Origin of the sequence: Photorhabdus akhurstii, from assembly GCF_018448925.1 — a bacterium.
Lineage (GTDB): Bacteria > Pseudomonadota > Gammaproteobacteria > Enterobacterales > Enterobacteriaceae > Photorhabdus > Photorhabdus akhurstii.
The window spans coordinates 335,902-349,395 of sequence record NZ_RCWE01000003.1; the positions used below are offsets into that span (position 1 = coordinate 335,902).

General features: G+C 46.2%; 8 protein-coding genes. All 8 read right to left on the reverse strand.

Annotation, left to right across the window (positions count from 1 at the left end):
- Positions 1-65: 65 nt before the first annotated feature.
- Entirely contained in the window at positions 66-1,592 is a 1,527-nt protein-coding gene (locus EAE93_RS06240) for a M28 family metallopeptidase (protein WP_110086964.1), read from the reverse strand.
- Between the two features lie 62 nt (positions 1,593-1,654).
- Positions 1,655-2,194, reverse strand: coding sequence for a dihydrofolate reductase family protein (locus EAE93_RS06245; protein ID WP_058589100.1), 540 nt, complete (start codon positions 2,192-2,194; stop codon positions 1,655-1,657).
- Positions 2,195-2,372: 178 nt separating this feature from the next.
- Complete coding sequence (locus EAE93_RS06250; RefSeq protein ID WP_181148457.1) at positions 2,373-3,410, reverse strand: methyltransferase; 1,038 nt, start codon at positions 3,408-3,410, stop codon at positions 2,373-2,375.
- 70 nt (positions 3,411-3,480) lie between these two features.
- Positions 3,481-4,548, reverse strand: coding sequence for a methyltransferase (locus tag EAE93_RS06255; protein WP_110086966.1), 1,068 nt, complete (start codon positions 4,546-4,548; stop codon positions 3,481-3,483).
- A gap of 68 nt (positions 4,549-4,616) precedes the next feature.
- Positions 4,617-4,844, reverse strand: a complete 228-nt coding sequence (locus EAE93_RS25515) for an MbtH family NRPS accessory protein (protein ID WP_415186280.1) — start codon at positions 4,842-4,844, stop codon at positions 4,617-4,619.
- A 31-nt stretch (positions 4,845-4,875) separates the two neighbouring features.
- The gene (locus EAE93_RS06265) at positions 4,876-5,991 is read right to left on the reverse strand and encodes a hypothetical protein (protein ID WP_214039346.1); all 1,116 of its coding nucleotides are present in this window, start codon (positions 5,989-5,991) and stop codon (positions 4,876-4,878) included.
- Positions 5,930-10,294, reverse strand: a complete 4,365-nt coding sequence (locus EAE93_RS06270) for an amino acid adenylation domain-containing protein (RefSeq protein WP_110086969.1) — start codon at positions 10,292-10,294, stop codon at positions 5,930-5,932. The genes EAE93_RS06265 and EAE93_RS06270 overlap by 62 nt, the downstream gene beginning before the upstream one ends.
- A gap of 3 nt (positions 10,295-10,297) precedes the next feature.
- The gene (locus EAE93_RS06275) at positions 10,298-13,492 is read right to left on the reverse strand and encodes a non-ribosomal peptide synthetase (protein WP_214039304.1); all 3,195 of its coding nucleotides are present in this window, start codon (positions 13,490-13,492) and stop codon (positions 10,298-10,300) included.
- Between the last annotated feature and the right edge of the window lie 2 nt (positions 13,493-13,494).

Sequence of the window (13,494 nt, forward strand, 5' to 3'; positions counted from 1 at the left end):
CTATTATTTTGAAAATTTATTTAGCGCTGAAACATAAAGTGGATTTTTAAGCTGATAAAAGGATTTCATACTTTCTTATTTGCTTCTCGCCATAAATCAATGCTTTTTCCCATCCAAATAACGATAGGTATCAAGGCAATTATCACACTAAGCCACAGAGCCTGTAATCCACTGGCTATCAGAAACACAACTGGTACATAGAGTATGCCTGATATATAAACCCCCAGAACAGCTATTGCTAAAGAAATAAAATAATTATGATATTTAACCAAGATAATATGGCTTAATAAAAAGAAGAGCAGTGGTAGAGTCAAAAGGTAAGATATCTCAGGTAGTTTTATAGCTAAAGTCATAGAAAAAAGACCAAGCAAGAAAATTGCTGTCGAACGCAAGAAAGGTATGAACATCAGTATTGGGCGATGATCGGCACCATTTTTTATCCATAATAAACAAAGAATAAAAACTCCTCCACCAAGCGTAAACGCTAAAAATAATGGCATAATGACTAATCCCCACCCCGGAACAGGGAAATAAACCGCTCTTGTTTGCTGGCCCAATGTAACAATATCTACATCTTCCGCAAAATAGCGTCCAATTTCACGTACTGTTTTCTGATATTCAAACAATGTCGCCAGAGGAATATTTTCAACAGAATCACTCATGCTATGATAATGTTCAAACCCTTGCACTACAGCAAAATTTAATCCCGCTAACCCTTTATTTTTGAATACTGTAAAATCTGTATCATTTTGCATCATTCGGTATATCAGTGGCGTAAACGAAAATGCTATAACTTTCTTAGGGGCTTTACTTACCTTAGAAATAAGGTCAAAGTTTTTTTCTGAAGTTTCGAAAAGAAGAGGAATACCATCATTTCCCCTAGCTTCAAAATTGAGTGCAAGATTGATTGACTGGAGTTCGGTTTCGTTGAGCATTTTAATAAAATAGTGCGCACCAAACAGCCCCAATTCTTCCCCATCTGTTAGCAAAAAAATAATATTGTTTTTTAAATCTGCCCTACCAGCAACATCTCTCATTAACTGCAATATCGACGCAACAGCCATTCCGTCATCACCGGCCCCCGGCGCAGTCCCGACACTATCGTAATGCGCCATGATCAGTAATGTCCCTTTAGCTGAAGGGGAATCAAGTCGAGCAATAATATTGGTTCCGTACGCAGAATCGCCCTGTTTTAGTCCGGAGCGGATGCGCACTTCTTCCTCAAAATTGTGGGCACCGACGCGGGCTAATTCAGCATCAAACGCTAAGCGTTGGTGGCTATTCAGCTGCGAATAAATCTTTTCCTGATGTGACACTATTTCAGCAATGGTAAAAAGGAAAGGTTGCTCAATAGCACGATATCCCATAGTACTTATTTCACTAAGCAAATAGCGTCGGACAAACGCCTGCCTTGGTGCTGCTGTAGGATGAGGTTCAGCAGCGATAACACGTAATGCATGCTGTACATTCTGATATCCCGGTTCCTCAACAGATGCAGCCGGAACCGAGTCGGGGCGTACCATGCCCACCCCCTGAATAATTGCCACGAAAAGAGCCGCCATCAAACACAGGCTCAAAGTAAGATGTTTCATTGGATTCTCCTAACTATCATTACTTGTATGTCAACGGCAGCTCCTTATTACCGGATGGTGACTTAATCGGTATTTACATCCAACAAGATTTCAATGGCACCACTACGCAAAAGACGTTGATTTTTAGGTGTGACACGTACTTTTTCACTCACGGGAAGAATTTCAATGCCAGTGCCTAAAAATACCGGGATCATGGTTAAGAATATTTGCTGTAATTCACCGGCTTCGGCAAAATACTCAGCGGCTTTACCACCTCCCACTAACCAGACATTTTTACCATTAGCCACCTTCTTCGCCACAGCGGCAATATTACCCGCTGTTTCATTGGTTATGGTGATATTCACCCCTTCAGGCATTGGCAACGCCCGATGAGAAAGAACAAATGCAGGAATATTTTTGTATGGCCAATCATCCGATGAGTTTGCCATTATCCATTCGTATGTTTCCGCCCCCATAATCACAGCACCAATGCTTTGATAAAAATCATCATAAGGCGTTGCGTCATCACCAAGCGCAAACTCATCCAACCAATCCAGGCCGTGGTTATTATTAGCAATATAACCATCTATTGTCGCAGCGACGTAATAAATTAGTTTAGGCATTATTCCTTCCTATCAAACACGATATTAAAACGCTATGCGCTCGGTTTTACGACAGTCAGAATCCTTTCAAGCTTCCATAAAAAGATAACGCATATTTTCTGAGGAATTTATTCCCAGTGAATATACATTAACACATTGGTTTATTCACATCATTTGATATTCTCTGTGGCTTACCACGTTACGGATAGGCATAAATAATTCCATTACCACTTGGTAGACACATGACTTTTTCCACAACAAATCCAGCATCTGCGCTTAATGTTCGGAAATCTTCTTCCGAACGTTCCCTACCGCCAGAAACGCCGAAAAGAGATAACATATATAAATCCATAATGGCTGCAACGCTATTCTGACTGCTGTGTACTTCGTCACCGGCAATGAGATCGATAATAATCAGTACAGCATTGTCCGGCATACTTCGACGACACGTTGCTAAAATTTTTCGGCAATCTTCGTCACTCCAATCATGTAGCACATGAGATAAAACATATACGCTACCGTTTTCAGGTAGTGCTTTAAAAAAATCACCGGAAACGATTTCGTAACATCCCATTTTCCCTAATTCACGGAGCCGTTGTTGCGCTATTTCGGTCGCGACAGGCAGATCAAATAAAACCCCCTGACTTTTCGGCCATTTTTCCAACATATGCATCAATAAATGGCCTGAACCTCCACCAATATCCACAATGGTTGCGCCATCTTGAATGTCGAGATATTCCAGCAATTCTGGAACTTCCAAATCCAACCCCATATCCTGCGAACGATCAAAAATAGCCCTTCTTTCCGGGTTTGCCTCAAAATAATCGAACAAGGTGGCGTTGTACTGCGTCTCAAAGCCGGATATTCCACTACGTATTGTTTCGGTCAAACCGCGCCAAGATTGCCCCATTTCTCCGTTGATTAGCAATGCTGTAGGTTGAACAGATGCCTGTACTTTATTCGTCATGCTTTGCCCTAAAGGGGTCAACGTGAATTGCCCACCCGATTCAGACACGACGACGCCAAATTGAGCCAGCGCCCGCAATAATCGTAGCAGGGCTGCTGGATGCGTATTCGTTTTTTCCGCCAATGTTGCAACGTCATAGGCTTCAATATCCATTACATCTGGTAAACCTAGCACAATAAATGTCTGAATGGATTGTGATATCAACTGACTATATAAGAGCTTTCTGGCTTCCAGTGGCATGGTATACATGCCTGTATGATAAGTCCCCATATCCATATCCTTCCTAAAAAGGGCATGAGTCATCCGGCTCCACATAACGCCGAGCCAGATGGATACATAATTATTTATGAGCAATGATAATGCCATGCGGTGTCCAGTTTGAAACACTAATACGTTGTGAGTCTTTGAAGCCCACTTCCGCTAAGCAATCCTCGTATTGCTGCCAAGAGTAGATCATGCCGCCTTCTGATGGTAAGCAGGCGAAATACACACTGTCAAGGGCAGCGACTAGCGGGCCGTCACCTTCATCATTTGACATTGAGTTGAAAATCACAACTCGGCCACCTTCCGGCAACGCACCATAAGCCTTACGCAACATGTTGGTATTCTCTTCCAAAGTCCAGATAACCAATTGATGAGCAAAAAGAATGCAATCGTAACCGTCAGGGAACGGTTCATGCAGGATATCTAGCGCTTTTGCTTCAACCCGGTCGCTCATCTCCGATTCATCGATTTTGGCCTGTGTCACCGGTAATGCATGCGCAATATCCAGTACAGTCACTCGTAATTCAGGGTTAGCTCGGGCTAAGGCCAAAGCATTAACCGCATCCCCACCCCCTGCGTCCAGCAGGCGGCTCGTTTTGGAAAGGTCAAGGTTGCGAACCAAATCTTTATTAGCCAGTTCAGACCAAGAACGCATGTAACGATAGAAGACTTTTTCCAATTTAGGATTTTGATGCAAACGATGGTAGAGATCGCGCCCTTCTCCTGGGAAACGTCTAAGCCCAACGTTGGTATTTTTCTGTATTGACTCAGTAAAATCGAGCTGGCTTTCGTACACAATGTAATGTTCAAACGCTACGGTGTCCTTAAAGCGTTGCCAATCGCCTGTAGTCATTAATTCGCACACGACGTCCGCATTCCGGTAAATCCCATTTTCTTTCACCAACATACCGAGAGAAGTCACACCTAGCAGCAGAATGTCTGTCGCCCGTTCTTCCAAGTTCATCTCTGTTCTAATTTCTGCTTTAGTTGCTTCTCCAAGAACGTTTACAGTTTCAAACAAATTCAATTCACATGCTGCCTGAAGGTACTGAAAAGCAGCATGGCCGAAAAGAATACTAGCTACCCCCTGCATATCGAGTATGGCTGGTTTTGCATTACCAGTAGTACGGTGGGTGAATATCATATTACCTTCCTTAAATTGTGAATTAATTGATTAATATTTAGCTTATCTGGCGATTTATTGCTGTCGCTTCATGTCGATGCTGTTGGAGTGGCCCAAGCATCAGAGATATGTTTTAAACAACTACTGCGTGACCCATAAAACCCTTCGTTGGACCATCCAGGCGGTAGCTCGCGCCCGGAAGGCCAGATTGAGTACTGCCCTTTTGCGTTGATAACTACAATGCACTGAACTGAGTCGTCCTCACCGAGGAACGTAGCCATACTGACCTCCTTATTGGTTCTTACATCACTCGCCATAAGACGAGTGATGCAGACATTCACATTGGTTTCATTTGATTTTTTCGTGCGCCATTGTGTTTAAGGACTTTAAACGCGATTGTTTTAGCCCTTCCAAAACCTGCCCGGCAGATACGGTAGCGTTTTTTCTAGCAAGCAAGCTGGTGGTACTCTCACCAACAAACATTTCGCACACCCCGCGGTGAGCGGTATAGATGTCGGATAATGCCGAACGCATACGTTGAACCGTTTCTGGATGCGTTTGCTCAATAAAACTCCAGGTGTCAGTGGACTGACGCATGATCCGAATCATCACGACGTGGTCACGCCAGTTGATACCACTCATTTTGGGTGGCGCAATGGGCGGCATTAACGTAGGCCGGATTTGTTCTAAGTACTGTTCTTTACTGAGATCCGTAGCAAATTTGAGCGTGATTTGAGCAATATTCATCAGCTCAATCGTCTTGTTTGCCTGAGCAACAGCGAGTTCTCTATCATTATCTTTTGCCGCAGTGATCATCAGATTCAAAGAAAGGCTCATTCCCTGACAAAGCACCATAAATAACAAATGGCCGCGAACCCAGCGCCGCAAAGGATCGGCAGCATCTTCCGGTAGGAAACCAGCCGGAAGTGGGAGGTCATCATGCTGTTGAGGCAAGGCACGCGGATCAACAATGATATGCAAGATAGCTTTTACCGTTGAAGTAACGGCGATCCACTCCTTCTGAGTCAATGAAGTACCCCATTTTTCGGTTAATTCACATACCTGCACAGTGGCTTCAAGAGTGGCACTAATCAGCAGCGCCAGGCACTCTCCATGATGCCTTTCAATGTTAAATGCCTCGTCATTATCCTTGTTTTCCTGATTTTCTCGCGGATCGTCTGTCATAATGCCACAGGAAGCGGAGGGCAATTGCTGGAGCAACTGATCCAAAACTTGTATTAAAGTTGCCGTATCTTGCCACACTTGTGCAGCATCAAGCTGCGCTAATACGTGGTTAGCCAACGGCAGCATTTTTTTCAGCCCTTCTTCGCTAACGGGTAAATCTTCCGGACATCCTAGAATGAAAGGGGTTCGGGCAACTGGAAAAGATAATTCTTCCATATCATGACTCCTGCTTGTTATGAGTGTGCTGAATATCTGGTGCAGCAAGGAAATCGATATCAATCAGATAACGTAGAATTTTGTGCGCATACTCCTTCATGGTTTGTGGAAGCGCGATATCTGAAGAAGCTAAAAATGCAAATGTTTGCCGTCCTTCCAGCTCAGGGTTCACCTCATGCATATAGTTAGGATCAAGGGCGCGGTGTGGTTCTGGATCGGCATCAAGGATAAGCGGGACCAACGGGTAGAGCGCGTGACCCGGGGGAACCGTTAGAGCCCTTCGTCTACCTTCTTCAAAAGGAACGATATTGAATTCATAGCCAAAATCACGAATCCACTCGCAAAACTGACGGATAGATACAGGTGCCGGATTGAACAGATGGAAAAATTTTCCCTTACTCTTCGGTTGCTGTGAAATATGAACAATAGCAGCGGCAACATAGTCCACCGGGACAATATCAAAAATACGCGGATAGTCCGGGATGATGCCCATCGGGAGGAATCCACGCAACGCGACCAAAAGATAATCGATGATCTGTGAAGCACCTGTTTGCGTATGCCCCAAAATCAGACCCGGTCGGAAGATACTGACTGGTATACCACGCAGACGAGCAAGGTTAGCTACGCCTTCCGCTACCCATTTACTTCCGGTATAACCCGCCGGAACACCAACAGCAGAACGCAATGGGCTATCATCTTCGATAAATGGCCGTGGACTGTGTGTTGCCAGCAATGTATCAACAGTAGAAACATAGTGGACGCTCTTTAAGCGCATAGTACAGGCCAATTCCAAAATGGTCTGGGTACTGCCAACGTTGGTTGCTTTCAGAGCACTGTAAGGATAAACAAAGTTAACCAACGCTCCATTGTGATAAATCACATCCACCTCATTGGTCAATGAGAACCACTCCTGCTCTGTTAACCCAAAGTGCGGCAAGCTCAAATCGCCAACTAGGCAGACTACCCGATCCCAATGGTTTGCAATGTCAATACGGTAAGTTTGTAATCCCTCCAGAATTCTTGTTTGGGCATGTTCTTGATCTTTTGCCCGGCATAAACAGATCACTTTAGCCAATGTTCTCTTCAGCAACTGTTCGATCAGATGCAACCCCAAATACCCTGTAGCGCCAGTAAGGAAGACAGCCGAAGGATTGTACCAATTGGCATTGGGCAAACCCGCCGGATGAACTTTTTCATCCAGACAGACATCTTTTTCCAACGTCTGAGCATGCTGACGCGCCAACAGTGATGTCAGCCCCTCACGGCGATAAATTTCTATCGTTTCAGCTACCGCCGCTGGCGTAGGTACTCTAAAGAATTCATGTAACGGAATTTCAACCTGATAGCGGACAGCCAATTTACTCGCCAACCGGGTCAGCAGAATCGATGTCCCCCCTTGAATGAAGAAATCCGTATCTGGTGTGACAGCTGGTAACCCCAACACTTGTGCGAAATCACCCATGACCGACTTTTCCAATTCTGAACTGGGAGCACACTCTGTCTCTGGATGCATGGCTGGTCTTTCTGGCACTGCCAAAGCACTTAGTTTCAACGTATCAATCTTCCCGGTTGGTGTGCGTGGCAGTTCATCCAACAACAGGAATTGAGACGGCACCAGATAACTTGGTAAACGTTGAGCAAGTTGGTGGTGTATGTCATCGACATTCAGACGAGGCCCCCGTTTCATTGCCGCAACAAGCCGCGCATGTTCAGTCCCCACATCAAGCGCAAAAATAATAGCCTCACTGATGTCTAGCACTTGGCGAATCATATGTGCGACTTCATTGAGCTCAATGCGATATCCTCGAATTTTCACCTGATGATCCCGGCGCCCCAGATAACTGATCGCTCCTGATACCCATCTCCGCCCAAGATCGCCCGTGTCATACAAGCGACCAGCGCCGAACGGGTTAGGCAAGAAACGAAGAGCAGTCTCCTGCGGTTTGCCCAAATAACCGCGCGCTAGGTTTCTTCCTGCAATCATGATTTCGCCTGGCACACCACAAGGAACGAGATTCAAATCCGGATCAACCACAAACGCATCAACGTTTAATAGAGGATAACCAATGGGGACAGAAGTACTGACATCATGCGGAACAGGATAATAAAGGGCATCAATGGTAGCTTCAGTCGGACCATACAGGTTGGCGACTTCAGCTTGCCATACCGAACGAATTTTATGGGCCAATTCGGCACTGAGAACTTCTCCCCCGCTCAAAACCAGCCTGACAGACTGGCAATGACTCGCCAACGGATGATCCACCAGCGCCCCGAGTAAACTAGGCACTGCACCAAATACGCTGACATTCTGTTCGGCCATTAACCGAACTAGCACATTTGAGTTCTCCATCGTCGGCACATCAGCCAATACTATGGTGCTACCGCTCATCAATGGCCAGAACAAAGCCCAAATGCTAGGGTCGAAACTGAAAGAGTGATTATGTAAAACATGATCTTTCGACGTTAGCGGCCAAGTTTTCTGGCGCCACATCAAGTTGTTGACCACCTGTTTATGTTCAACAACCACACCTTTAGGCTGGCCGGTGCTACCTGAAGTATAGATAACATAGGCCGCGTTATCTTCGGAAAGCATCCTAGGAACATGGAACTCAACAGAAGAATCAAATTGTTCCATGAATAACCGAGGCACATCTGGCCATTCGTCTATGGTCGCAGCATGGGAAGTGATGACTAGCGAGCTCGCACTATTATTGATTAAAAATCGGATACGTTCCGCAGGAAGGCGGGGGTCTATCGGCAAAAAGGCATTTCCCGAACGCAATACGCCTAGTACTGTGGCAACAAAATCTACGCATCTCGGCAATACGACGGAAATAATATTGTCTCGTCCTGCAACCTGCTTTTGAATATTCGCCGCTACCCGGGCAGACCGCTCCCACAATTCAGTGTAGGTCAGACATTGTTCGCTGTTGGTGACCGCGATATTCTCCGGCACAGACTGCATTGTGGCTGCAACAAAATCTACGAGCGTAGTCGGTTCCCACTGCTCTGTCGGTCCTCTGGACAACGAAAGGATCTTTTCTCGCGTTTGCAGTGACATTAACCCTACAGTCGGAATAGATTGGTTACGTGCGGCTAACATGACCGTACTTAACGCTTCCGCCAACGTATCGACTACCGTGTCACTCAGCACATCCCGGTCATAATCCAGAACCAACGTAATACCTTGTTCTCCAACCCAACAGGTAATGTACAAATCAAGATCACTTGATGCCAACAATACCGGGCGTTCAACCAACACAATGCCATTCTTCGTGTCGAGCGGAACTGTAGTATCGATGTACCTCAACCCCGTCTGGAAGTAAGGTGTACGGCTTACATCCCTTTTCGGTGGGCAAATTTCCAGCAGCCCGGAAAATGAGATCTTGTCCTCAGAGGTAAGCTGGGCAACAAGCTGGTGGGCAATATCATCCAATGTGCTGTCATCTGCCATATCCACGCGAACGGGCAGAAAAGTTTGCAGAGGACCTATCACTTGGGAGTGCGATGCTGCTCGCGTTTTCACCCCACAAACCGCAGATTGAGATCCTTGCCAGCGCATCAACACAGCCAGCCAGCTTGAAACGAAATTCTCCAACGTTTGAGCCGTTGATGTCGGAAGCAATTGGGTTTTATGCACTTTCCGCCGCGTACCTTTCACTGCTGGGCGTGGAAACTCAGAGGGAATTTCCGTCGCAGCAGGTGCCTGCAAAGTTTGCCCCCAGTGACGCATCGCCGTTTTCACGGCGTCATTTCCCATACGTGCCTGCTCAATCTGGAAGATCTCCGTCAAATCACCGCTCTGCTCAGATCGCCCGACGTCTTCGCGATAATTTGACGGAGAAAACAACAAGGATTCTGCGATGAGGTTCAGAGAATGTTCATCTAAGACAATAGGATGTCCGGCCAACACGAGTTCATATTCATCATCTGAAATTTTGGCAATGAAGACCCGCAGCAAGGGCCCTTTTTTTAAATCAAACACTTTAAGAATGCTTTGAGCTATTGATGCAGACACCAATCCACTGTCAACATCGCATCCCTCCTCTGTATCAAAAAACTCAAGCTGCACTTGTCCCGCAGGCATCAATAGTCTTACCGGTTTTCCTTCCACCTCAGTAAACAAGCTGCGCAGCGTCTCTGTTCCGGCTATCAGGCGGCTTAAATTGAGCTGCACAACAGCAATATCGAGCTGTCCAGTCACCTGATAACGCGCGGTTACTGGCATTGTCACAGCGTCGGACAGTTGCTCCAGCAGCCAGAGACGTCTTTGCGCCGCAGAAAGTGGATAAGCACCAAGAGCTCCATGCTCAAGCGTGTACAGACGAAGCGTTTCTTCAAACGCGAGAGTATTGTGATTCCGCACGGTTTACTTCTCCTGAGAATGGGATGAACGTTGAGTGACGGCAATAAAGCTGATGGGTTTGAATTCCCAATCGCCTTTCACAGTTTGGCTGTCCGCACCTGCATCAAATTTCATAGAATCCAAGGTTGCTGCTATGCGCGCGATGGTCGGAGCAACATAGATATCCGCAATGGGCACATGTTGTCCGAAAGTGGCTTCAATACTTTCAACCATTCGCGCCACAAGAATCGAATGGCCGCCTATTTGGAAGAAATCGTCCGTGATGCCAAAATGTTCAATACCGAGCAATCGACACCAAATTTCATAGACTTTGGCTTCTGTCTCATTTCTTGGTGGAGTGCTATCGCGAGCAGCAGCAATGCGTGCCGCATGGAAACCAAGGCGTTTCTTATCTCGCTTTCCATTGCTTGTAAGTGGTATTTCCGGAATACGGTAATATTCTGTCGGCAGGTAAGCCTCCGGCAGGCTCTGTTTAAGTGATTCAAACGTGTGCGTCATCCATATTTTTTCATCATCGACATCCGCCGTAAGAACGATGAAAGCCTGTAGACAAGCTGAATCACCCTGGACGAACAAACGAGCAGCGGCATCTTCCACCCCGCTAAGCGTTCTTAGAGCAACCTCTATTTCTCCTAATTCAATACGATGCCCGTGGAGTTTGATCTGGTCATCACTGCGACCGATATAATCCAACAGTCCATCAGGCAACATGCGAACCATATCTCCGGTCAGATAAGCGCGTGAGCCTTCCGAGAATAAATCCGGCAGGAACTTTTTCGCTGTTTCTGCTGCATTGCCGTAATAACCTTTACTGACTCCCATCCCCGCAATCACCAGCTCGCCAGTAAACCCTCTGGGGACTGGATGAAAGTTTTTATCAACAACAGCAACCTGAGTTCCGGGAATTGGCTCGCCGAGACGAACTTTCCCACCTTGCTGCACGCAATATGCCGTAGACCAAATTGTGGTTTCCGTTGGCCCGTACAAATTCCAAAGTGTACTGCCTGACTGACATAGTTGATCGGCCAAATCCTGTGGTAACAATTCACCACCGCAAAACATGGTCAAAGATGGCCGAGGAGACCAACCAGCCTGCAACGCCATCGACCACGATACTGGCGTAGCTTGCGCGAAAGTGACCTTTCCATCGCTAAGGCAAGCTGCAAGTTTACGACCGTCACGCTGTGTCTCAACCGAAGCAATATAAACGCTGCCGCCGTGCACCAATGTCATAAGGAGTTCAAGCAGGGAGATATCGAAAGAGAATGTTGTCAGCGCTAACATACGATCATCAGAATCAATGTTTAGCAACTTCCCAAACGCACAAAGAGCAGCAATAAGGTTATCCTGTCCTATTTGTACCGCTTTGGGGCGTCCGGTCGAACCCGAGGTAAACATAATATATCCAGCAGTGGCGCTGTCAGCGGCAGGTATTACCGCCTGCTGGCCTGTTGGAACCAGAAGAGTTTTCAGGTCTATCGTGCCCGAATCTCTGAAGGTCTCAGGCACTCTATCGTCAGCAACCAACATTACACCATGTAGCCCTGATAAAATGTCTCTCAATCGTTGTTCAGGCATATCAATATCAAGTGGAATGTAGATCGCCCCCACATGCCAGATGGCAAGCATGGTCACAACCCAAGGCACACCTCGTCCACCCATCACGGCGACAAACGATCCGGGTTTAATGCCATGAGAGTGTAAAACACCTGCTGTGTTCAAGATATGTTGTTGTAATGAGCAGAAAGTCAGCTCCATTCGCTCATCACACAACGCAATGGCATCAGGCTGGCGTTCGGCTAATTCGCCAAGTCTGGTCGGAATACTGTCGAACTCGGGTTTCAGAGAATCCGCTACTGCTACCGATTCTCGACCACCAAACTGTAGTTCACCGAGCGACAAAGAAGGAGATGCAGTGAATTGACGCAACACAATTTCCAGCATCAATGCTATCTGTTTTGCTGTTGCAGCATCCAAGATATCTGTTGCGTATTCAAGGAAACCGGAAACGTTTTGTTCCTGATCCTCAAACAAGAATAAGGAAAGATCGAGGCGGGCAGCGCCCGTATCTATGTCAGAGAATTCAAGATGCAATGAGTCAACATCATGAGAACGTTGGGTATCCTGCTCATACCCGAATAGAACCTGAAACAACGGGTTGACGCCAGGAAGACGGACATGCTCCACACAGCGTAGCACTTCGGTCAGTGACGCTTCACCATGTTCAATAAGGTTGGAAAGTGTCTGCTGTACGTGCTGTAGGTATGTAGCAATGCTTTGTTCTTCATAGTATTGACTGCGAAAAGCACAAATATTGGAAAGGTATCCAATAACATTGCTTAACTCTGGCCGCATGCGGTTTGACGTCGGGACTCCAATCAAAATATCTTCTTGTTCGGCCATGCGGTGCAATATTACGCAATAGGCTGCCAAAAATACAGCAGCTGTCGAAACCCCGATTTGGGAGCAAGTTTGGCGCATATCTTGCCATTCGCTATGGTCAAAAACGAGCGGTATACGGGCACCGTTAAAAGATTGTTGGCTATACCGTTGCGCTAGAGGCGCGATTTCCAGCACCGTTCGCGCCCCGGCCAGTTTTAATTTCCAATAATCAAGTTGATAGGCAATATCACTATGATGGCTACGCTTGTTCCAGGCTGCATAATCGGCAAACTGCAATTCACTATCGTCTGCCACGACAGATTCATAAGCGCGAGTCTCATATGCAGAAAATACACGTTTTAGCAGCAATTGAAGCGATATGCCGTCACAGACAATGTGATGTGCACTGACAATGAATTCATAGTTTTTTTTACCCGTTTTCACCAATAATAATCGGTAAAGCGGAGCTTGTTCTAAAGACCACTCGCGTTTTATTTCCGCATTGATTAAACGCTGTATTTCTTTCTGGTCGTTTAGATAATCAATGATATGAATAGGCAATGTCGTCGAACGGGAAACGACCTGATTTAATTCTCCATGCGTATAGGAGAATGAAGTGCGCAGTATTTCCTGTGATGCCACAATAGAGTTAATGGCGTGTTGCAAGCGGAGAATATCCAGATCTCCAGTAATGGTGACACAAACTGCCATGGTATAGGCTAATTGCGATTTCTGGTTCAGTGCGTTAAGAAACCAAAGTTGTTCCTGACCAAACGAGGCAGGAAATACCATTATCTGATGTGAATTAACACTCATGC

Bases quoted from the DNA above. Each gene is read 5' to 3' on its own strand.
- EAE93_RS06240 (WP_110086964.1), bottom strand. From the start codon at position 1,592: ATGAAACATCTTACTTTGAGCCTGTGTTTGATGGCGGCTCTTTTCGTG.
- EAE93_RS06245 (WP_058589100.1), bottom strand. From the start codon at position 2,194: ATGCCTAAACTAATTTATTACGTCGCTGCGACAATAGATGGTTATATT.
- EAE93_RS06250 (WP_181148457.1), bottom strand. From the start codon at position 3,410: ATGGGGACTTATCATACAGGCATGTATACCATGCCACTGGAAGCCAGA.
- EAE93_RS06255 (WP_110086966.1), bottom strand. From the start codon at position 4,548: ATGATATTCACCCACCGTACTACTGGTAATGCAAAACCAGCCATACTC.
- EAE93_RS25515 (WP_415186280.1), bottom strand. From the start codon at position 4,844: ATGGCGAGTGATGTAAGAACCAATAAGGAGGTCAGTATGGCTACGTTC.
- EAE93_RS06275 (WP_214039304.1), bottom strand. From the start codon at position 13,492: ATGAGTGTTAATTCACATCAGATAATGGTATTTCCTGCCTCGTTTGGT.